The 23,515-nt window shown below is 40.2% G+C and carries 13 protein-coding genes and 1 pseudogene; 7 read left to right on the top strand and 7 right to left on the bottom strand.

Features of this window, described 5'->3' with window-relative positions; translation table 11 throughout:
- The first annotated feature begins 37 nt into the window (after positions 1 to 37).
- The gene (gene cphA / locus ACE1CC_RS32715) at positions 38 to 2,716 is read left to right on the top strand and encodes a cyanophycin synthetase (RefSeq protein ID WP_413274618.1); all 2,679 of its coding nucleotides are present in this window, start codon (positions 38 to 40) and stop codon (positions 2,714 to 2,716) included.
- Between the two features lie 36 nt (positions 2,717 to 2,752).
- On the opposite strand, the gene tatA is transcribed toward cphA, so the two are convergent.
- A complete protein-coding gene (tatA, locus tag ACE1CC_RS32710) occupies positions 2,753 to 2,962 on the bottom strand; it encodes a twin-arginine translocase TatA/TatE family subunit (RefSeq protein ID WP_413274617.1) in 210 nt (69 codons plus the stop codon).
- An 831-nt stretch (positions 2,963 to 3,793) separates the two neighbouring features.
- Between tatA and ACE1CC_RS32705 the strand changes: the two genes are divergently transcribed.
- Positions 3,794 to 6,091: a hypothetical protein gene (locus tag ACE1CC_RS32705; protein ID WP_413274616.1), complete on the top strand. Its 2,298-nt coding sequence runs from the start codon at positions 3,794 to 3,796 to the stop codon at positions 6,089 to 6,091.
- Positions 6,092 to 6,159: 68 nt separating this feature from the next.
- On the opposite strand, the gene ACE1CC_RS32700 is transcribed toward ACE1CC_RS32705, so the two are convergent.
- The gene (locus ACE1CC_RS32700) at positions 6,160 to 7,566 is read right to left on the bottom strand and encodes a serine/threonine protein kinase (RefSeq protein ID WP_413274615.1); all 1,407 of its coding nucleotides are present in this window, start codon (positions 7,564 to 7,566) and stop codon (positions 6,160 to 6,162) included.
- A 78-nt stretch (positions 7,567 to 7,644) separates the two neighbouring features.
- Here ACE1CC_RS32700 and ACE1CC_RS32695 point away from each other — a divergent pair, with 78 nt between their 5' ends.
- Positions 7,645 to 8,379: a phycocyanobilin:ferredoxin oxidoreductase gene (locus tag ACE1CC_RS32695; RefSeq protein WP_413274614.1), complete on the top strand. Its 735-nt coding sequence runs from the start codon at positions 7,645 to 7,647 to the stop codon at positions 8,377 to 8,379.
- A gap of 193 nt (positions 8,380 to 8,572) precedes the next feature.
- On the opposite strand, the pseudogene ACE1CC_RS32690 reads toward ACE1CC_RS32695, so the two are convergent.
- A pseudogene (locus ACE1CC_RS32690) lies at positions 8,573 to 9,081 on the bottom strand (glycosyltransferase); the annotation flags it as partial.
- A 180-nt stretch (positions 9,082 to 9,261) separates the two neighbouring features.
- The gene (locus ACE1CC_RS32685; RefSeq protein ID WP_413274612.1) at positions 9,262 to 10,164 is read right to left on the bottom strand and encodes a hypothetical protein; all 903 of its coding nucleotides are present in this window, start codon (positions 10,162 to 10,164) and stop codon (positions 9,262 to 9,264) included.
- Between the two features lie 709 nt (positions 10,165 to 10,873).
- Here ACE1CC_RS32685 and ACE1CC_RS32680 point away from each other — a divergent pair.
- Together ACE1CC_RS32680 and ACE1CC_RS32675 are read left to right on the top strand one after the other, a co-directional pair.
- Entirely contained in the window at positions 10,874 to 11,866 is a 993-nt protein-coding gene (locus tag ACE1CC_RS32680; protein WP_413274611.1) for a DMT family transporter, read from the top strand.
- 282 nt (positions 11,867 to 12,148) lie between these two features.
- On the top strand, positions 12,149 to 12,487 hold the full coding sequence (locus ACE1CC_RS32675; protein WP_413274610.1) for a DUF760 domain-containing protein: 339 nt from the start codon (positions 12,149 to 12,151) through the stop codon (positions 12,485 to 12,487).
- A gap of 91 nt (positions 12,488 to 12,578) precedes the next feature.
- Here the strand turns inward: ACE1CC_RS32675 and ACE1CC_RS32670 are convergent, their stop codons facing one another.
- The gene (locus tag ACE1CC_RS32670; RefSeq protein WP_413274609.1) at positions 12,579 to 15,602 is read right to left on the bottom strand and encodes an ATP-binding protein; all 3,024 of its coding nucleotides are present in this window, start codon (positions 15,600 to 15,602) and stop codon (positions 12,579 to 12,581) included.
- 161 nt (positions 15,603 to 15,763) lie between these two features.
- On the opposite strand from ACE1CC_RS32670, the gene ACE1CC_RS32665 reads away from it, so the two are divergent.
- Positions 15,764 to 17,242, top strand: a complete 1,479-nt coding sequence (locus tag ACE1CC_RS32665) for a CoA-acylating methylmalonate-semialdehyde dehydrogenase (protein WP_413274608.1) — start codon at positions 15,764 to 15,766, stop codon at positions 17,240 to 17,242.
- A gap of 73 nt (positions 17,243 to 17,315) precedes the next feature.
- On the opposite strand, the gene ACE1CC_RS32660 is transcribed toward ACE1CC_RS32665, so the two are convergent.
- A complete protein-coding gene (locus tag ACE1CC_RS32660; RefSeq protein ID WP_413274607.1) occupies positions 17,316 to 18,350 on the bottom strand; it encodes an ion channel in 1,035 nt (344 codons plus the stop codon).
- Between the two features lie 39 nt (positions 18,351 to 18,389).
- Positions 18,390 to 19,721 (bottom strand): hemolysin family protein, encoded by a 1,332-nt coding sequence (locus ACE1CC_RS32655; RefSeq protein WP_413274606.1) that lies wholly within the window; start codon positions 19,719 to 19,721, stop codon positions 18,390 to 18,392.
- A gap of 153 nt (positions 19,722 to 19,874) precedes the next feature.
- Between ACE1CC_RS32655 and mfd the strand changes: the two genes are divergently transcribed.
- Complete coding sequence (gene mfd / locus ACE1CC_RS32650; RefSeq protein WP_413274605.1) at positions 19,875 to 23,339, top strand: transcription-repair coupling factor; 3,465 nt, start codon at positions 19,875 to 19,877, stop codon at positions 23,337 to 23,339.
- Positions 23,340 to 23,515 lie beyond the last annotated feature (176 nt).

The raw sequence follows: 23,515 nt of genomic DNA, 5'->3' as shown, positions 1-23,515 counted from the left end.
CTGCTGTCCTGCTGCTCAATGACTCTCGGATACTGCCATGAAAATTCTTAAAATCCAGACGTTACGCGGTCCTAACTACTGGAGCATTCGACGACATAAACTTATCGTGATGCGTCTCGATTTGGAAGAACTTGCCGATCGCCCGTCGAACGAAATACCAGGTTTTTATGAAGGATTGGTGCAAGTTTTACCTAGCTTAGTAGAACATTTTTGTTCCCCAGGGTGTCGTGGTGGTTTCTTGAGTAGAGTCAAAGAAGGCACGCTGATGGGACACATCATCGAACACATCGCCCTGGAACTACAGATATTAGCCGGGAGCGAAGTGGGATTTGGTCGAACTCGGGAAACGCCTGAACGTGGGATATATCACGTCGTAGTAGAATACAAAGATGAACAAGCTGGTCGCTATGCAGTGCGGGCAGCGGTCAGGCTGTGTCAAAGCATCATCGACACAGGTAGTTATGCCCAGGAAGAATTAGAGCAAGATTTACAAGACCTGAAAGAAATGGCAGCGGATGCTGCTTTAGGGCCAAGTACAGAAACAATTGTAAAAGAAGCAGAAGCGCGGGGGATTCCTTGGACACCTTTGAGCGCTCGTGCTTTGGTGCAATTCGGTCAAGGGGTATATCAAAAGCGAATTCAGGCAACTTTGTCTTCGCAAACGGGAATTTTAGGTGTAGAACTAGCTTCAGATAAAGAAAGTACCAAACAAATTTTACGGGAAGCGGGAGTGCCTGTTCCCAGAGGAACTGTAATTAATTACTTGGATGAATTGGCAGATGCGATCGCAGATGTGGGCGGCTACCCGATCGTAATTAAGCCGTTGGATGGGAATCACGGGCGCGGCATTACAATTAACATTACGACTTGGGAAGAAGCCGAAGAAGCTTACGATGCGGCAAAACAAGTTTCTAAAGCTGTGATTGTCGAACGTTACTATCAAGGACGCGATCATCGGATTTTAGTGGTCAATGGCAAAGTCGTCGCCGTTGCGGAAAGAATCCCCGCCCATGTAGTCGGAGATGGAAAATCAACTATTCAAGAATTGATTGATGAGACTAATCGCGATCCGAATCGGGGTGTGGGACATGATAATGTGTTGACGCGAATTGAACTCGATCGCACTTCCTGGCAATTGTTAGAAAAACAAGGTTATACGCTGGAAACAGTATTGCCAGCCGAGCAGATTTGTTACCTCCGGGCAACAGCTAACCTGAGTACTGGGGGGATTGCGGTCGATCGTACTGACGAAATTCACCCAGAAAACGTTTGGATCGCCCAAAGAGTAGCAAAAATTATCGGCTTGGATATTGCCGGAATAGACGTAGTTACCGCAGATATCACCCGTCCGTTAAAAGAAATGGATGGGGTAATTGTGGAAGTGAACGCCGCGCCCGGATTTAGAATGCACGCTGCACCTAGTCGGGGAATTGCCCGAAATGTCGGTGGCGCGGTAATTGATATGCTCTACCCCCCTGGTACACCTTCTCGCGTTCCGATTTTGGCAGTCACAGGTACGAACGGCAAAACCACAACTACTCGCTTGTTAGCCCATATTTACCGCCAAACAGGTGTGGTGGTGGGGTACACAACGACTGATGGCACTTACATTGGGGAATTCTTGGTCGAAAAAGGTGATAACACAGGTCCCCAAAGTGCTCAATTGATTTTACAAGACCCGACGGTAGAAGTAGCGGTGTTGGAAGCTGCTAGGGGTGGGATTTTGCGATCGGGATTAGGATTCGATGCCTCAGACGTGGGTGTGATTCTCAATGTCGCCGCCGATCACTTGGGCATTGCTGATATTGACACGGTAGAAAAATTAGCTCACGTTAAAAGTGTAGTAGCGGAAGCAATTCACCCCAATGGCTATGCAGTGCTCAATGCTGACGATCCGTTAGTTTCCGCAATGACGCAACGGACAAAAGCACAGGTAGCTTACTTCTCAATGAATCCCGAATCCCAGTTAATTAAAGAACATACTCGTTCTGGGGGAATTGCCGCAGTTTACGAAAACGGCTATATCTCAATTTTGAAGGGAGATTGGACGATTCGGATTGAACAGGCAGTTAATGTGCCCTTGACAATGGGTGGCAGAGCACCGTTTATGATTGCTAATGCTTTAGCTGCGAGTTTAGCTGCTTTCGTTCAGGGAGTAGATGTGGATGTAATTCGATCGGCAATTAAAACCTTCCGCGCTTCCAGCAATCAAACGCCCGGTAGAATGAACTTGTTTAACTTGGGCAATTATCATGCTTTAATTGACTATGCCCACAACCCTCATAGTTACGAAGCTTTAGGTGGTTTTGTCCGCAGTTGGCCTGGTGAAAGAATTGGGGTAGTGGGTGGCCCTGGCGATCGAAGGGATGAAGATTTTGTCCAGTTAGGGAAGTTGGCGGCGCAGATGTTCGATCGGATCATCGTTAAAGAAGATGATGATAACAGAGGCAGAGAAAGAGGCGATGGTGCAAGGTTAATTATCGAAGGCATCAAGCAAACTAAACCAGATTTCAACTACGAAACAATTCTCGATGAAACAAAAGCGATTAATACCGCTTTAGATAGTGCCACTGTCAACAGTTTGGTTGTAATTTTGCCCGAAACAGTAAGCCGTGCTGTCAGCTTAATTGAAGCCCGTAATCCCATCCCCGACGCAGTACAACAACCTGCAACGGTAGAATCTAACAATGCCGTTACTTCGTCAGTAGGTAATTAGGGAACAGGCAACGGGGAACAGGGAACAGGTAAAATTTTAATTCTCCCCTTGTCCCCTTGTCCCCTTGTCCCCTTGTCCCCCTGTCTCCTGCCCCTCTGCTTCCTCTTCGGTTTTATTCATTTCATTTTTGAAACCTCTTAAAGTTTTACCTAAAGCACTGCCCATTTCGGGGATCTTTTTCGGGCCAAAAATTAGTAGAGCAACTACAGCAATAATGCCGAGTTCTGGTAATCCTAATCCAAACATTTGCGCCTCCTGGGAAGTAGATTAATTAATAGTTTATCTGATTAGGAGCGTTAGAAATTTTTTAGAACGCAGATGAACGCAGATGTAAGCGCAAGTTTGTTGTGGGGACTTCAGTCCTTCTCTTCCCTGCAAAAAACTATTAGACATCTCCAGAAATTAAAGGTGCGTTATCTGAAAACCTTGTAGAGACCTTATATATAACGTCTGTACAAGGTTTTTTGGATATGTCTATTGATGTCAAATCTCAGTGAACTAAGTAGGTGTAAATAAATAAAGTGATAATAGTTATTTAAGGATGGGGCGGGCAGGATGCCCACCCCACAAGAGTTGCAGCTTTCTTGTGGGGTGGGAATCCTGCCCGCCTTAGTTTTCACTTTATTTATATCTACCTACTTACTTCCTTTCTCTTCTTTCTTCGCGCTCTTCGCGTCTAAAACGCTATCGCGTTTCGCTTCGCTATCGCGGTTCAAAAAAAAGATTAATTAACGCAGATTTAGTATAATTTGTTAATCTATAGCAATTCTAAATGATTTGTATAGGTGAGCTTTTACCTGACAAAACTTTCTCAACAACATAATTGAAAATGTCCCCAACAGTTTCAAATCTATCCGCCTGAGCATCGGGTATTTCAATATCAAATTCCTCCTCAATAGAGTAATCGTAACAAATTACGACTGAAGTCGCTACAACGAACGGAAGAAAGGAAAAAGTACATTATTCTTTATAGTTAAATTTGATTACAATTTATCCTAGATAGTAGATGAGTAGGGTATATTTATCTCGGTTTTCGCATAATCTCTTGATTAGCTGATTAAAATTAGTCTAAATACTATGAATATTCCGGCTATTGTCGATATTGTAATCGGGTTAGTTTTTATCTACCTGATTTTAAGCCTATTGGCTTCCGAAATTCAAGAATTAATTTCTACATTGTTGCAATGGCGAGCGCAACACTTAAGACAGTCAATTATTAATTTGCTAGCAGGTGATACAATCACCGATCAAAATATAGAGGCAGCCAAACGACTGACAAAGGATTTATATAATCATCCTCTTCTTAATGATATAAATCAAGAGGCAAGAGGATTATTTGCCACACTATTTCGCAAAATTACTTGGTTTTTTTCCTGGATATATCAAATAATAACTGGTAGAGAAGAAGGAGTGTTTGGCAATAAAGTTAGTGCGCCTTCATATATTCCGGCAGAAACTTTTGCAACTGCTTTAATTGAAAGATTAGGACTTGCTAAACTAGTTGAGCCGCTGATTGAGGCAAAGTTCGATCGCTTTAAAAATTCGCTGCTTGAGAATATCAGTAGTATTCTTGATGGTGAAGCAAACATTCCGAACTTCCAACAGCTTGAACGAGACTTAGAAAAAATCTATGACCACTTTAGCGATCGTGATATTACCTTGATCGCAGCAATAGATAAAATGTCGCTACGAATCGATCGGTTTATTAATCAATTAGGAGATGGAGAAGCAAAAACCAAACTAACTATTTGGAAAAAAGGTTTTTTTGGCAGACAGAATGAACTGGCGATCGTCAATGGTGGTTTGAAGCCTACAGTTGAAGAAGTTGCCAGCTTGGTCAATCAAAATAGTAGAACATACCAAGTTTATCAGGATAGATTTAAAAAATATTATCAACAAAGATATCAAAATGTTGTTAAGGAATTGGAGAATTTTATAGTACTGTTAGATGCAAGTATTCAGATAATTATTAACGATAAAGAACCAAAGTTTCGGACAAAAAGCGAGATTTTGGCATCGCCAGAATATAAAATAATTCAGGCAGATAATTCAAGTAAATCAAATATTAGACTAAATATGCCTTTGTCTAATATATATGAGGAGATCGTCAAGATTATCGATAATAAAATCAAAGGCAATTTAAAGGCTAAAGATAATTTAGAGGCGTTTAAGCAAGGTTTTAGTGAAGAAGGACGAAAATTACTTAGCTCCAAGCTCTGGAAATTGAGAGGGAAAGAAACATTTTCAATTGGTCTTTTAGTAGGCTTTTTAATTGTTACTTTGCTCGCGATTTTTCCTTTAGCACCGCTATTTATTACTATTGAGGGAGGAATATTTTTTATTATAGTGATGATTGTTATTTTAGCTGTATATTTACAGCTAAATCAAGATCGTAGTCCCGATAATTCAAACGAGCAAGAAACTCTTTCAAATTTAGTAGATGTATTTTTCTCACCCGCTCTTAACATTGAAAATAGTGGAAATCCTGACACAGGTAATGATGGAGAAGCCTTGACAAAGTTTATAACTGAATTTAAACAGAAAATTGGAGAACTGAGACAACATCCTGATAAACTTGAATGGGAGTTGAGTAGACTGGGACAGAGTTTTCGGCAATACTACCGATCTTTAGTAATTAATAATGCAGATATTGATTTGCCATTTATTCCTAGTTCTGTGAAACAGAGTATTGCTACATTGGTAAGCCGAGCAAAAACGAAAATCGATCGCACTGAAGATGAAGTTAATCAGCTAAGAAAAGAAGTTGAAATTTGGTTCGATCGATCCATGGATCGAGCATCAGGGGTTTATAAGCGGAATGCTAAAGGAATTAGCTTATTAATCGGCTTTGGATTAGCCGTTGTGACAAATTCTAACTCAATTTACATTGCAAATCGTCTGGCATACGACGAAGAATTAAGACAGACAGTAGTACAGGGAGCTCAAAAGTTTATTACCTCTGACAATAAACCTTTGAGCGATCGCAACCAGGAAGTTTCTCAACTTTTAGATGAGCAACTTAAATTGCCGATCGGTTGGAATCCGCGTGTGTTAGGCAGACAGTTGAATTGTGAGTTGCCAAAAAATGCTCGTGATAATGATTGGAATAAACTATTCAATAGATGTATTAGAAATGGTAAAAAGCCATCAAATTATTTTCCTCCCACTGCCATTTTGGTCATGATTGTGACTTCAGGCAAATGGTTAGTAGGGCTTTCGTTCTTAGTCGGATGGTTTGTTACAGCTATAGCAATTTCAATGGGGGCTTCGTTCTGGTTTGATTTACTAAATAAGCTGGTAAATGTGCGAAACACGGGCAGTAAACCGCCCTCTTCAGCAAATCAAACCTCTGTAAATTCTGAAGAAAGTTCTTAGGTTTGTTGTGAGGACTTTAGTCCTTCCTTTGTCTCAAGAAAACGACTGAAGTCGTTACAACAAACTGTTCAATCTGATGGCAATTTTTTAGTTTGAATTGGTAAATTTAACCAATCGCTGATTTCAGCAGCAAGCCATTCGATTTCCGGTGGAGTTAACCCATGCCCAAATTGATATTCTTGCATTCCTGCCCAAATAGCGATCGCCCAAGGATTACCTTCAGCTAATTCTACTAATTCTAATTTATTAATCTCTTCTCTGGGCATAGAACGAGGATTAAATTTAAAACTAAATAATGTAGAAATTCCGGGACGAAATTTTAATTTTAACCCAAACAACTTGTAAATTAAAGAAATTTCTTGTTGATTTAAATGAAAGACAGATTTACCAAATAAACTAAAAATTATTTCTAATATCATGCCAATACCAACGCCCCAAAAAGGCAAGGAGAATAATATAAAGAAAAGATTCATGCCGAAAGGCACAGCGAAAAGGGCTGTAATTGTCCATAAAAATACGCCGGAATTCCAAGCGATCGCAAACCAACTAAAAAATAAAATATGCGGTTGCAACCCTGCGGAAATGTTAATTTCTAAAAAGTCAGCTTTTTTATTCAGAATAACTTTGCTACCTGATGGCTTTTTCGGTACTACAGAAATAGCATTTTCTAAAGGGTTTTCTAAAGCTTTCAACGCAGCTTCCGCAGAACTTAACCGACGATTTAAACTCGGTTCTGTCAGCAATTTTAACCAGCGAGAAAAGCCCGGACTAATATTAGTAAATTGCTCAAATTCAAGTCTTAAATCTGTTTGGGGTAAATCTGCCGGATGAACACCAGTAACTAAATAAATTAAAGTCGCCCCTAAACTGTACAAGTCAGAAGCGGGAACTGCCCTACCGCCAAATTGTTCTGGTGGCATATACCCGTAAGTTCCTACTACTGTAATTGTCCCACCTTCTCTAGCAGCGAGAGTTTGTACTGAACCAAAATCTACTAAATAAACTTCACCTTTATCACTTGTAGAACTATTAGTCAAAAGAATGTTACTTGGCTTAATATCTCGGTGAATTATTGGTGGTTGATGTTGATGTAAATAAGTAAGAATTCCTAAAATATCTTTGGCAATTTCCTTAACTTCGCTTTCCGTAAAAGTTCTGCCAGCTTTCAGGTGTTCTTCCAAGGAATTAGCAGCAATATAACTTTGGACTAAGGCAAATCCCTTGTTATTCGGTGAGTTTACCTCAAAATAATTTAAATATTGGGGAATGGCTGGATGGGAAAGGCTTTTTAAGGTTGTTGCTTCCCGTTCAAATAGCTTGAAATCTTCCCATTCCAAATCATTACCGAAAGATAGAAGCTTAATTACCACTAATTCTTGAGTTTGATTATCCCAAGCCAGTAAAGTCCTCCGTCCAGCTTTTTTCCCTAGTTGTTGGCGAATTTCGTAACGTTCTTCCCAGACTATATCCAACATTTTTTTCTTCCAATATTGTCTCTTTTCGTTCTATTCTGAAACAAGGCTTAAAAGTTGAACTTTTTATTAACCGAAATAATGTTACAAAGTGTAAATTCTTCCCTGCGGGAACAACAACATTCTTTGATTCGCCAACTCGCTGATTGTATTGAGTCTACTTGGGAACAATACTTACAATTGGAAGCGTATCATCTCCCAGAAGATTTGGGATATGTGGAAGGGCGACTGGAGGGGGAAAAGTTGACGATCGAAAATCGTTGCTACCAAACTCCCCAATTTCGCAAAATGCACTTAGAATTGGCGAAAGTCGGTGCTTCTTTAGACATTTTGCATTGTGTAATGTTTCCCCGTCCCGAATATGCTTTACCGATGTTTGGGACTGACATCGTTGGTGGTAGGGGACAAGTTAGTGCTGCGATCGTCGATCTCTCTTCAACTAACCCCGATCTGACTTTACCAGAAAACTACACAAATGCTCTTTCTGCTTTGCCTGCGATCGACTTTTCCCAACCGCGAGATTTACCAGAATGGGGCGATATTTTCTCGGAATTTTGTTTATTTATTCGTCCGGGAAGTCCAGAGGAAGAAACGCAGTTTTTAACCAGAGTTCGCGACTTTTTAACTATACACTGTCAGCAAGCAAGCATTGCCCAACCTGTTGACGATCAACGCCGCGAGGAAATTTTAAAAGGTCAACGTTATTACTGCACAAAACAACAAAAAAATGATAAAACCCGCAGAGTTTTAGAAAAAGCTTTTGGGAATGATTGGGCGGAACGTTACATGACTACTGTTTTGTTTGATTTTGTTTAAGTAAATAAAGTGAAAACTAAGGCAGGCAGGATGCCTGCCCCACAAGAGAGCAATAAATCTTGTGGAGTGGGCATCTTGCCTGCCCCACAAGAAAGCAATAAATCTTGTGGGGTGGGCATCTTGCCTGCCCCACAAGAAAGTAATAAATCTTGTGGGGTGGGCATCTTGCCTGCCCCACAATTTCTGCCTTTCTTTATGATGCTTTTACCAAACTCTTACCAATATTTTGGCTAATTGGTAACTGAGAATGATAGAAAGATGGGTGAAGCAAAGATTGTGCTAATAGACGACGATAGAGGTCGCTAAGTTGAATTGCTACGCCTGTCCAACTAAAGTTTTGTTGTACTCTTAATGATGCTTGTTTGCGGAGTTTTTGTGCCCAAATTTCGTCGGCTAGGATGCGATCGATCGCCCCAGCAAAACCATCCACATTTTGCGGCGGAACTAACAACCCAGTTTCTTCTGGCATCACAGTAAACCGCAAACCTCCCACATCAGAAGCAACTACAGGCGTACCGCAAGCCATCGCTTCAATTGCTACTAAACCAAAAGGTTCGTAATGACTGGGAATTACACAAACATCAGCCGCAGTGTAATACAAAGGTAGCAAATCGTGACAATTCGCCCAGTAAAAATGGTATTGTTTCCTAATTCTAATTTTTGAACAATACCCGCAATCCTTTCTCTTTCTAAACCGTCTGAGGCGACTAAGGAAGATGGCTCCTTATTTTATTGTAATTCATGTTCGGTAAATACTACCTCCCAGTAGAGTAAAACAGCGTCAGAAAGATTGATTAGAAACGAAAATCTGGTAATATCACCCTGAATTACTGTTAACTATTGAACTGCTGAGTAATCAATTTGTCAGAGAAATTAATCTGATTATTTCTTTGCTTTGTTAGTTGGTTTAGTACCGGGCTGACCACCTGGTTTAGCGGCACCGTTACCAGGAGCTTTGGCTGCTCCTGGTGTTGGGGGTCGTCTCATTGGTGGTGGTGGTGGGGCGGCGGCTGCTCCACCGGCGGCTTTAGGCACATCTCTGCGAGTGGCAAAGCTAACATTAACACCATCATTAGATTGCTCTAAAACTAACAGTGGTGTAGGTTTCGCCTTTTGATCCCATTCCATGTGTACAATCCGACCTTGAATTGTCGGTTGCCAATTATCTTGTTCTTCGCTAGGACTCAAGAAAGTTTCAATGCAATCAATGATTTGATTGATTGTGGCAGAAGTAGCTTGGGTGGGTAATTTCATCAGCCGAATTTGAATTCGGAACAACACAGCCTTTTTAGCTTTTACCCCTTCTACGGGTACATACTCAACATCAAAGATTTCATCAACTTGTCTTCCAGAAGCACTAGCAATACCTACAGCTGTTTGTTGAGCTTGGCTGGGGCGGAGAGCGACGGCTATTTTTTCCTTTACCTTCACCTTGATTTGATTGACAATGGCAAAGTGAAATACTTCTTCTGCCATCCGCATCCGCAAATAATCTAGGTTGAACTCCCTGGAATAAACCAAGTCTGGATTAGTTTCCATCTTGCGAATCGTTTCCAGGGCTAACTTTAATTTTTTGTCCAGTTCTTTGATGCGGAAATCTTCAAACCTCACCTTTTTGTTCAATTTGTCGATCTGAAGTTTGGAATATATACCTAAAGCTATTAGCAGTAAAGCTAAACCTCCAGAGACTCCCATCCAAATGTCAAATGATGAATCGGTGGGATTAGGTTTTTTGGCAGGGGTTTGGGCTAACAGGGGATCTATGAGAATAATTGAAGCTGACATTAGTCTAATCCTACTGGGAACTAGGTATCTACTTATAGAATGCCCGTTTAAGAGGTAATTGCATCAACAAAGTCAATAAAACTAAAGAAATATAAATACATCAGTAGTTTCACTGAAAATGTTATCTGCTGAGTTAATTTAATATACACTTCCCCAGACTGGAGGCAAGTGCTTCAAAAACGGCTATGGGTAATCAAACGGGAAATTTGACTTAGGAAAGAATTTCATGGTGAATCTGACCATGTTCATTTGTTAATTGACTACAAGTAGGGGTAATTCATGAATTACCCCTACGCTGTGACGGGAGTCCTCTTGCGACATTAAGATAGGGAACTCTTGAACAGGGATATTTTTTTTCTTGTCCTCCAGGAATGGTTGGTAGCCCAAAAAACTATCACTATTATTTTGTGAAAATGTTCAACAAATGCTCCGCTCAACCATGATTCAACCTCATCTTTAATCTGGCAATAATTATCAGTAATTTTCGCCGTAGGTAAGAAAGGTAAGAAAGGTAGGAAAAGTAAGGATTAATTTTACTATAACTTTTAATGAAAGTTAGTTGCTTATAATACTATATGGTTCCCGTTAGGGAACGGACTGGGAAAATTGAAGTTGGAAGCGTTAAGGAAAGCGATCGCAAAAGAAGGTAGATTTTCTGTAGCGATCGACCAAATAATTCTATCTAACTTTACTAAATAGAATTAATACAATGACAAGTAAAGCAATCAGACTAGAACTAACGAAACAACAGGCCATAACACAAATATTACCCAATTGGTTAGCGCTTGTTTCCTTATTTATTGGTATAGTTGGCATATCCTTTGCGGCAATTTTTATTAAGTTGAGCGAATCAGAACTGAGTCCTTATGCGACGATATTTAATCGTTTATGGATCAGCACTGCCAGCTTAGGATTAGTCAATGGAATACAAGGGATTCGTCGTCGGTACGCACCAGATCAAGTAGAAGAATCGCCCAAAAATAGTGGAGATTTTACTAAATATATCTGGTTATTTGTGGGATATGGAACTTTTTTTGCCGCGTCACAAATATTTTGGGCTTGGTCAATCACCCAAACAAGTGTGGCGGTCTCAACAGTATTGCATAACTTGACTCCTTTGTTTACTTGTTTATTAGCTTGGCTGTTATTTGGTAAGCATTTTGACAACAAATTCATTTTTGGTATGGTGATTGCCTTAAGTGGAGTAGTTGTGATTGAATTTGAGGATTTGCAACTGGCAACAGGCAAAGTTCAAGGAGATTTAGCAGCTGTAGTTTCAGCAATTTTAGTAGCGGGATATTTGCTGATTGTGGAAAGACTGAGAACTAAATTTTCGGCTAATAAAATTTTAATGTGGGGTTCAGCGATCGCCACATTAGCAACAATACCAATTCTGTGGTTAACTCAGGAGAGAATTTTTCCTTATTCTTGGAAAGGATGGCTGTTTGTAATTGGTTTAGCACTGGTTTGTCAAATTATTGGTCAGGGGTTAATTGTTTATAGTCAAAATATGCTATCTTCTGGATTTATAGCGATCGCCTTTCTCCTAGATCCCGTGATCACTTCCCTGCAAGCTTGGGTGATCTTTTCGGAAAGGTTAAGTGTTTCTTGTTGGATAGCTTTTGCGGTAGTTTTATTAGGGATATATTTCGCTCAACTTAGTAAATCAGCGGTGAAAGAAGAAAGTAGGGGTAATTCATGAATTACCCCTACAACGGGGGATGAATTACCCCTACAACGGGGGATGAATTACCCCTACAACGGGGGATGAATTACCCCTACAAGGGGGGATGAAATCCGACATTTTTAGGTAATCAAGAAGCAATTTGATTCAGATTGCCCGTCTAACCCATTGGTAGCAAGATTTCTCAGCATCTTAGGTAGTAGAAGAAGCCGTACCTGTGGTTCGGTTGTGCTCACTGGAAACGAAGTTTTGTACTTTGTTAAATTGAGATTACGAAACATTAAAGGACAGGACACAACTATGAATGATCTGTCAAACAAAAACTCTGATTTCTTTGACAACAGCGAAGGTAACAACCTGCTTTGGCAATATGTGAAATCTATGCAATCAGAGGTGATCGGCGAACTTTCCAAGCCTTCCACGGAAGCGGCTAAGGTAATGGAAGCTAACTTAATGGGGATGCTGGGAAATTTACCACCAGATCACTTTGGCGTGATGATTACTACTTCAAAAGAAAACCTGGGACGCTTGTTAGCTTCCGCAATGATGAATGGCTATTTTCTGCGGAATGCCGAACAAAGAATGGGTTTTGAAAGATATTTGCAGGCAGCAGCAGAAAGTAGCGACACCGATCGCTAAATACAGCGTGGCAGTAGAATACAGTTAAGAACAACTGAAAAAGCCCAGTACAAGCCTTTTTTCTTCTGCTTTCTGCCTCTGCCTTCTCCCACTAGTGCCAGGTTAATTTGGTAATCTCTTCAAATTGAAAGTTATTTACCAAATCTGTTAATTTATCAGCTAATTCTGCTTTTTCTGGGGTAATTTCTGCAATTAATTCCAGAATTTGTTCGTCATCGGCACAACTAGCGGCGTGATTTAATTGTGCTAACCATTCAGCAGACATGATAGATAGGTCTGCCGCTGTTAGTTTTTCGCTAATTTTCACTCTTGTTTTGCTTTTTTGATTTTCCTGAGTAGGAGTGGTTTCTTCGTATAAATAACATACTCCTAAATGTTCGCTAATTTTGGCAAAAATTTCCGGGATGCGGAAAGGTTTGCTTACGAAATCATCACACCCAGAGGTTAAAATGCGATCGCGATCTTCATCAAAAGCGCTAGCAGTCAGCGCAATAATTATTGGGTTATGGCTTGATGATTTTTGACACAATTGCTTAATTATTTTAGTTGCTTCTAACCCATCCATTTGGGGCATTCGCACATCCATCCAAATCAAATGTGGTTGCCAGCTTTTACATAAATCAATCGCTTCTTTGCCATTAGTTGCATTGCAGACTTCAAAGCCAACTGATGTTAATACTTTGTGTAAAAGTTGGCGATTTTCTTTGTTATCTTCCACTATTAAGAGGCGAAGAATTGGTTGGTCTGGTGCTAAGGCAATGACGTTGCCTACGTTATTTTCTGGTTCGCGATCGCCAATAATCCCAATATTAACATTAACATCAAATTTGACCGTAGTACCTTTACCTAATTGACTGCTAATACTAATATCTCCACCCATTAATTGGACAAATTGGCGGCTAATTGGTAAGCCTAAGCCTGTACCTTCCATTGATTTTCTGCCTGTTTCACTTTGAAAAAATGGCTCAAACAAATGCGTAACTTCCTCTGAAGAGATCCCAGGGCCAGTATCTTCTACTTCAAATAAAAGTTGGCATTTAATTGCCGATTTTTCTTCAGAAAACTGACGCGAACCTTCAATAACTTTTACTCGCAATTTTACTGTACCCTGTTGGGTAAATTTAATAGCATTAGCTATTAAATTAATCAATACCTGCCGTAATTTACTTTCGTCAGTTTTTACGTATTGAGGCAGGTCTGGTTCCCGGTAAAATAATAACTGCAAATTTTTTGATTTCGCTTTTAGCTGTAACATTTCTTCCAAACCATCTAGTAGATGATATAAATTAAAAGAATTTTCATTAAAAGTTACCAAACCTGCTTCAATTTTAGAAACTTCTAAAACATCATTTATTAGGGAAAGCAAATGTTCGCCGCTGCGCCCAATAATTCCTAAATATTCTTGCTGTTCTTCATCTAAAGAATGTAGGGCTAACACTTGAGTAAAGCCTAAAATTGCATTTAGAGGAGTTCGCAATTCGTGACTCATTTTCGCTAAAAATTGACTTTTGGCACGGTTAGCAGCTTGGGCTTCAACTGCTGCTTTTTGCAATGCTGATTGGTAAAATTTTAAAACTGCAAACATTAAAGCGTTGCGTAATTCTGCGGCTGCATCAATCTCAATTTGTCTCCAAGGCAAAGATTTTTCTGTAACTGTTTCTTTCCATAATTCAAAAGAATTACGGGGCGAAAGATGTATAATTCCATCATCTTTTCTATCATCTTTAATTATCAGAGTTTCATTCGGATCTCCTCCCCAGTTTACTGTTTGAATTACTTCTGGTCTTAACCAAATTATTTGGTAAGTAATATCATCAACAAAAATAGAAATTGCTAGTAAACCGCTGGCTAATTCTTTGATTTGCTTCGCAGCGGGATAAATTTGGGAAAGGCAGTTTGTATGAAATACTTCTTTTTGGCTGTAGTGTTGTAACCAATTAATTAAACTTTGACTAATTTCTCTGCTTGGGGTTTTACCAACTAAAGTTAAACTTTCACCAAAAGAGATAATCGCACCTTGAGCATTGACTAGTTCTAATAAACTATTTTGTTTTTCCTTGAAAATCTGATTGTTGACATTTTTAACTAATAATATACCTTTTAATTCCTCCTGAATCAATTTTATTTTATCGCTGTATTTTTTGAATTGTTGTTGTTGTTTATTGACAACTTCAAGGGACATTACTTGCCCAAGTAATTCACAGACTTTCCGAATTTCATAATTTACATATCGAGGCGAACAATGATGACAGACTATGAGCCCCCAAAGTTTTTTATCTGTAATTAACGAAGTACATAAAGATGCTGAAACTCCCATGTTTTGCAAGTATTCTATGTGAATAGGAGAAACGCTCCTGAGAACTGACAAACTTAAATCTAGGGGAGCATTTGTCAGAGGGTTATTTTTGGGAATAATTGGCACTGGCTGATAGTTGATATCAACAATTAATCTTAGCCAGTTTTGATAGTATAACTGTCGCGCTTGTTTGGGAATATCAGACGCAGGATAATGTAAACCTAAAAAAGGTTCTAATCCTTCTCGTTTATTTTCAGCAATTACTACACCACTTTCATCTGGCTCAAATTGATAAATCATTACTCGGTCATAACCAGTAATTTTTCTCACTTCTTGAGCTAATAATTCAGTCATTTCCTGGAAAGTATTGGCTCTTTTAATATTCGTAATTGCTGCCTTAGCTATATGGTAAAAGCTGAGGGCAGAAAATTGCTCTTTAACTAAGCATTGCTCCATTTCTAAAATTAAAACTCCTTCGGAGCGATGAATTATACATTCAACCTCTTTGTGGGAGTCAACAGTTTTGATGGAGAGATTTAGCGGATTATATATATCTATATTTCCTGTGGCTATATATTCCTGTAATTGATTCAGTTGAGCTTGATTTAGGAACTGACCTAAACTATGATTAATTAATGATTCTGCCGGGATACCCAAAAATTCTGCTGTGTTCTGACTAGCTTGCAGAATAATTAAATCCGCTTCTTGAAGAGTTAACAGTACACCATGAGGCTGGATGTAACCAGGGGTATGGATAGCCTGTAGCTCACAATTTGTTAAATCAACTAATTCTGAGGAAACGAACTCTGTAAGATCCATTTTTAAGAAATTATGAACAAATAAATGCTGTCGGAGAAAAAATAAGGCTATGATTCCTTTTTAACATAAGTTAGGTACGTAAGTTGTCAAATAGAACATTTAGTTACCAAAAGGTGTGAAGCAACTAAGTATAATTTTGCCAGTAAGACCAAAGGTTAACCGTGACAGTAAATCAGCCTCTCAAAAACTATATTAATGGGGAATGGCAGGTATCCAGTGCCAGCAACTACTTACAAGTAGTTAACCCCGCCACAACAGAAGTATTGGGTGTTGTTCCATTGTCTCCTGCAACTGAGGTAAATGCAGCAGTTGTAGCCGCAGCAACAGCGGGAAAAGTGTGGCGACAGACTCCGCCAACAGAACGAGTGCAGTATTTATTTACATTAAAAAACCTCTTAGAAGCGAGTTTTACAGATTTAGCCGAAACCATAACTGTTGAGTGTGGTAAAACATTAACTGAAGCCAAAGGTGAATTGCGAAGGGCGATCGAAAATGTGGAAGTCGCCTGTGGTATTCCCATGTTAATGCAGGGATACAACTTAGAAGATGTGGCGCGTGGCATAGATGAATTTATGATTCGTCAACCTTTGGGAGTCACGGCGATAATTTGCCCTTTTAACTTTCCCGGAATGATTCCTTTTTGGTTTTTACCATATTCCATTGCTTGCGGAAATACGGTAATTGTTAAACCTTCGGAAAAAGTACCTTTGACAATGGAAAAAATTTTCCAATTGTTAGAACAAACGCATCTACCTAAAGGAGTAGTAAATTTAGTTAACGGTGCTAAAGAAGCGGTAGATGCTATTTTAGATCATCCTACGGTTAAGGCAATTAGTTTTGTTGGTTCCACTCCTGTTGCCAAATATATTTATAGTCGTGCTGCTGCTAATGGGAAGCGCGTGCAATGCCAAGGCGGGGCGAAAAATCCGATTATAGTTTTACCGGATGCGGAGATGGAAACAACGGTAAAAATTGCGGCTGATAGTGCTTTTGGTTGTGCGGGACAACGTTGTTTAGCGGCATCTTTGGCGGTGACAGTTGGAGAAGCAAAAGATAGTTTCACGGAGGCGATCGCCAACGCCGCATCTAAGCGCGTGGTAGGATACGGTTTAGATCCTAAAGTAGAAATGGGCCCTGTAATTTCTCCTGAAAGCAAACAAAGAATTGAAAATTTAATTCAAGTGGGTATTGATGAAGGGGGAAATTTATTAGTAGATGGCAGAAACCCGGAAATTTCCGGTTATGAAAAAGGTAACTTTATTAAACCAACAATTCTGCAAAATATAAACCCAACTGGAGAAATTGCTCACACAGAAATCTTCGGCCCAGTGTTAGGTTTAATTCATTTAGATACTATTGAAGATGCGATCGCCTTTATCAACAGCGGTGAATGGGGAAACATGGCTTGTTTATTCACCACAAATGGTGCCGCTGCCCGAAAATTCCGTTATGAAGCCGAAGCTGGTAATATTGGCATTAATATCGGTGTAGCTGCGCCGATGGCATTCTTTCCTTTTAGTGGTTGGAAAGCCAGTTTCTTCGGTGACTTACACGGACAAGGAAGAGATGCTGTAGAATTTTTTACCCAAACAAAAGTCATTGTAGAACGTTGGCCCAAGGATTGGTCAAGACAATTTTAAAAACGGGTACGTTGTTGCGCTTCAGCGCTATCTATAAGAGCGCTGAAGCGCAACAACGTGCCTGATATTAATTTTAATTGGGAGCAATGACAATCAAATAATCATATTCTGTCAATATATAATGTGTTGGGGGGTTAGAAATTACTTCTCCTTCCTCGTCCTTTTGCACGGCTATTACAGTACTTTGATGGTGTTGTTTCATATAGATAAAAACTTCTAAAAATGTCAGACCAACTTTATCTTTAGGCACAGGAATCTTATAGATTTGATTACGATCTTCAGGACTAAAAATATCAGAAATTACCTGAGTAATACCATGATTAATAGTAGCTTGATAAATCAGCATACTACTGATCTCACTGCCGACAATTATTTCATCAGCGTTAGCTCTTTTACAGGTTTCAATATAAGCTGAATCTACTAATTCTACAATTGAGTAAACGCTACGATTAATACTTTCTACAGTTAAGGTAGAGAGAATAACTTTCGCATCACGAGCCAAATTATCTAAACTGTCATCACCTAAAATTATCACAGTTTTAGCCTCAGCTAGATTAGCACGATTTAAAGTGTCGTCAGATACTTGACCTTGAATAAAAAATAAATATTTATCATCAACTGGCTTGCTGTCAATACTGGCAATTAAGACTATGGGTGTTGTTTTGGTTTGAGTGTTAGAGCGCAATTCATTTAAAATTACTTTGGCGCGATAATTCCATTCGCATAATATAATGTGATTTTTAAATTGGAAATTAGTCATACCTCGATTTTCTTTGATTTTTCTATCTACTAAAATGCTGGCAATAGTAGCGCTGAAAGTAGCCAAAATGCCAATGCTAAAAAACATATTGACGATCGCAATTACCCTACCCCAAAATGTGATGGGTGTAATGTCACCATAACCAACAGTAGTTAAAGTAACAATACTCCACCACAAAGCATCGGTAATTGACAAATTGGGTTCTAATAATGATAAACCGATCGAACTAAATGCCAGGATAATTACCAGAACTAAAATTAGGCGATCGAGCTTTTCCCTCTGTAAAAAGTACCAGAACCTTTCGCGAGAAATTGGAAAGGTAGGATCTGGCTCTTTTTTTCGTTGCAAATTATTGACTCCTTGATTAACAATACTGAAAAGCTAAGTTTATTCTACAGGAGAATTTCTAGATTCCCCATCATCTGAATTAGCGATCGGTACCACCAAAATTTTATCAACTCGGTTGCCATCCATATCTACTACTTCAAAACAAAAACCTTTCCACTCAAATTTATCGGTAGCGGTGGGAATTCTGCCTAAATGTGCCATGACTAAACCACCCATTGTGTTGTAACTGCCTCTTTCTTCACTAGTCAATTCTTCAATTTCAAACCTCTCTAAAAATTCATCTACAGATAACATTCCATCAATTAACCAAGAACCATCATCCCGTTGCACAGCTGAGGGTTCATCAGGATCATAAACCGAAGGAATATCACCGACAATTTCTACTAAAATATCATTGAGAGTAACTAAACCTTGAATTACTCCATATTCATCCACAACAAAAACAATATGAGTACCTGTCTGTTTAAACATTTCCAGAACTTTTAAGCCTCTGGTGCTTTCGGGAACAAATAAAGGTCGGCGCAAAGAGCTAGATAAATCTAAAGGTTGAGAATTTAAACAGCGAGAAAGTATGTCGGTTACTGGTAACACACCAAGGACATTATCTAATTCTCTTTGGCAGACCGGAAAGCGAGAATGTTCGCTACTAGTAATTTTTTGCCGATTCACTTCTGCGGAATCTTCAATATTTAACCACACAATTTCCGGTCTGGGTGTCATTAAAGCGCTGACTGGTCGATCGCCTAAGCGAAACACCCTTTCGACCATATCTTGTTCCGCTTCTTCAAAAGTTCCCGCCTCTGTACCTTGTTCAATTAAAACTTTAATTTCTTCTTCGGTAACTTCGGGTTCTGTAGAAGGTATAATTCCCAAAACTCGCACTACTAACTGAGTGGAAGCACCTAAAAAATAAACAAAAGGCGCAGTAATCATCGCCAAAAATCGCATTGGTATGGCAACAATTGCGGCAATGGGTTCGGGGCTATTTAATGCCATGCGTTTTGGCACTAATTCACCGATAATTAAAGTTAAATAAGTAATAATTAAAATGGCAAGTACGGAAGCGATCGTTTCTGCGTAAGATCTAAGAAACGGGATACTAGTTAAAACTGGTCTTAAATACCGAGAAATCGTCGTTTCACCAAAAGCACCAGAAACAATACTCAACAAAGTAATGCCAATTTGGACTGTGGGGAGAAACTGATTCGGCGCATTTGCCAAGGACAAAGCGAGTTCAGCTTTATTGTCACGGGTAGCCATCTGTTGCAAGCGTACCTTGCGGGAAGAGACGATCGCCATCTCCGACATCACCAGAAAGCCGTTAGACACTATCAAAAGTAAGATAATCAGAAAATCAGTAGTAAAAGACATGGAATCTGAGAATATTAAGCAAAAACTAATTAAATGCTAAATCAGATGAGCCGATAATCTACTTCCAAAACTGCCAAATCAGGGGGTTTCCTTATTTAAAATAATCTGTAGTAGACGTAGAGCGAATTCTTCAACCCTTAAATCCAAAATCCAATGACCTTTTCTTCGATTATCCGTGCTTTAGGCCGATCGCCACTGACTAACGAAATTCTCACCAAGCTTAACCGACAACAGCATCTCAGGTTGAGCGGTGTTCCGCGTCTTCCCAAGGGTTTAGTTGCTTCGGCGATCGCGCAAACTGCGGCAAAAAACCTGTTCGTCGTTACCGCTACTTTGGAAGAGGCGGGACGTTGGACGGCGCAGTTAGAAGCAATGGGTTGGCAAACGGTGCATTTTTACCCGACTTCGGAAGCTTCACCCTACGAACCATTAGCGCCAGAGTCGGAGATGACTTGGGGACAAATGCAGGTTTTATCGGATTTGGTTAGTCATGGGTTGGTGGGTGAGTCAGCGGGTAAAATGGCGATCGTGGCGACTGAGCGATCGCTTCAACCCCATTTGCCACCACCAAACGTCTTTCAAGAGTATTGTTTGACTCTGAAGTTGGGAGAAAGCGCGGATTTGGATGATTTTTCCCGAAAGTTGGCGCTTTTGGGTTATGAACGGGTTTCTTTGGTGGAAACTGAGGGTCAATGGAGTCGGCGCGGCGATATTATTGATGTTTTCCCGGTTTCGGCTGAGTTACCTGTAAGGTTGGAGTGGTTTGGGGATGATTTGGAGAAGATTCGGGAGTTTGACCCTTCTACTCAGCGATCTTTGGATAAAATTGAGCGTTTGTTGTTGACTCCGACGGATTTTGCGGCGATTTATCGGGGAGTTGTGGGGAATTTGAACCGCAGAGACGCAGAGGACGCAGAGGAAGAGGAAGAAGATAAAGAAGAGGTTTGGCGGTTGTTGCGATCGGCTTTTGCGGAACCTGCTTGTTTGTTGGATTATTTGCCGGATCTTACTTTGATTGCTGTTGATGAACCGGAACAGTGTGAGGCGCATAATGCTGTTTGGTTTAATGCGGTTGAGGAACAGTGGAAGTCGGGGACTGGGAGAGAATCTAATATTCCTAAGTTGCACTGTTCTTTTGAGAGTTGTTTGGGGAATGGTTCGCGGTTTCATCGGGTAGATTTGCCGGAAATTGCGGAAGATTCTTCGCTGAATTTGTCTAGTCGTCCGGTTCCGGCGACTCCCCATCAGTTTGCTAAGTTGGCGGAAACTTTACGGCAAGAAAGGGAAAGAAATTTTGCAATTTGGATTGTTTCGGCGCAACCTTCGCGATCGGTTGCTCTGTTGCAAGAACATGATTGTCCGGCACAATTTGTCCCGAATCCTCGCGATTTTCAAGCAATCGAAAAGTTACAGGTTCAGCATACGCCTGTGGCGGTGAAATATTCCGGTTTGGCGGAGTTGGAAGGGTTTATTTTGCCGACTTTCCGCTTGGTTGTTGTGACCGATCGCGAATTTTACGGACAGCATTCTTTAGCTACACCAAGTTATATTCGCAAACGGCGACGTGCAGCTTCTAAACAAGTTGACCCGAACAAGTTACAAGCGGGTGATTATGTAGTACATAAAAGTCACGGAATCGGCAAGTTTCTTAAGTTGGAAAAGCTGACGATTAATAATGAAACTCGCGAATATTTAGTAGTTCAATATGCTGATGGTTTGCTCAGAGTAGCAGCTGATCAATTGGGTGGTTTATCCAGATTTCGCAGTACGACAGATAAACCCCCGGAATTAAATAAAATGACCGGGAAAGCTTGGGAAAATACCAAGTCAAAAGTTCGGAAAGCAATTAAGAAACTGGCTGTTGATTTACTGAAATTATACGCTCAACGCGCTCAACAGGAAGGTTTTGCTTATCCCGTTGATAGTCCTTGGCAAGAAGAAATGGAAGATTCTTTCCCTTACCAACCAACGCCAGATCAACTAAAGGCAACCCAAGATGTCAAACGGGATATGGAATCTCCTCGACCAATGGATCGTTTGGTTTGTGGTGATGTTGGTTTTGGGAAAACCGAAGTTGCAATTCGCGCAATTTTTAAAGCGGTGACTGCGGGTAAACAAGTTGCGGTTTTAGCACCAACAACAGTTTTAACTCAGCAACATTATCACACCTTAAAAGAGCGTTTTGCTCCCTATCCAATTAACGTCGGTTTGTTAAATAGATTCCGCACCGAAGAGGAAAAACGCGATATAATTCGCCGTTTAGCTACGGGTGAATTAGATATAGTTGTGGGAACTCAACAACTGTTAGGTAAAACAGTTGCTTACCGAGATTTGGGTTTGTTGGTGGTGGATGAAGAACAACGATTTGGTGTTAACCAAAAGGAGAAAATAAAGAGTTTAAAAACTCAAGTTGACGTATTAACTTTGACCGCTACTCCAATTCCCAGAACTTTATATATGTCGCTGTCGGGAATTAGAGAAATGAGTTTAATTACAACTCCGCCTCCTTCCCGTCGTCCGATTAAAACACATCTTGCACCTTACGATCCTGAAGCGGTGAGAACAGCAATTCGCCAAGAACTCGATCGCGGAGGACAAATATTTTATGTAGTTCCCAGAATAGAAGGAATTGAAGAAACGGCGACAAAAATAAGGGAAATGGTTCCCGGTGCGCGAATTGCGATCGCTCATGGTCAACTCGATGAATCTGAGTTAGAATCCACAATGCTAACCTTCAGCAATAGCGAAGCGGATATCTTAGTTTGTACCACAATTATTGAGTCTGGTTTGGATATTCCTCGCGTCAATACTATCCTGATTGAAGATGCACAAAAATTCGGTTTAGCTCAACTTTATCAGTTGCGGGGAAGAGTTGGTCGTGCAGGAATTCAAGCACACGCTTGGTTATTTTATCCGCGAAAAAGTCAACTTTCGGAAGCGGCGCGTCAACGTTTACGAGCTATTCAAGAGTTTACTCAATTGGGTTCCGGTTATCAATTAGCAATGCGCGATATGGAAATTCGTGGCGTTGGTAATTTGTTGGGTGCGGAACAGTCAGGACAAATGAATGCGATCGGTTTTGACCTCTATACAGAAATGTTACAAGAGGCGATTCAAGAAATTCGCGGTCAAGAAATTCCCCAAGTTGATGATACGCAAATCGATCTATCTTTGACGGCGTTTATTCCGTCTGATTATATAACTGATATAGACCAAAAGATGAGTGCTTATCGATCGGTTGCATCGGCTAAATCGAAAGAAGAATTAGAGCAAATTGTGGCAGAATGGAGCGATCGTTATGGCAATGTTCCTCCGGCTGCAAAACAATTGTTAAGAGTTATGGAACTCAAACAAGTGGCGCGGAAATTAGGTTTTTCGCGGATTAAACCTGATGGGAAACAGCACGTAATTTTGGAAACTAAAATGGAGGAACCAGCTTGGAATATTTTGGCGGAAAATTTGCCGGAAAATTTGCGATCGCGATTTGTCTTTACTCCGGGTAAAATAACTATTCGAGGGTTAGGTGTGGTAAGTGCTGATAAACAATTACAAAGTTTAATCGATTGGTTAAGCAAAATGCAGGGAGCATTGCTAGAACCTGAGTTCGCTGTTAATTAGTACGTTGTTGCGCTTCAGCGCTCTTATCAAGAATTGTCATAAGAGCGCTAAAGCGCAACAACGTACAAGAGCGCTAAAGCGCAACAACGTACAAGAGCGCTAAAGCGCAACAACGTACAAGAGCGCTAAAGCGCAACAACGTACAAGAGCGCTAAAGCGCAACAACGTACAAGAGC

It is taken from the genome of Floridaenema aerugineum BLCC-F46 (assembly GCF_041929345.1).
Classification (GTDB): domain Bacteria; phylum Cyanobacteriota; class Cyanobacteriia; order Cyanobacteriales; family Aerosakkonemataceae; genus Floridanema; species Floridanema aerugineum.
Note: the sequence above shows the minus strand (reverse complement) of the source record. Positions and strands in the feature narration are given on the sequence as shown.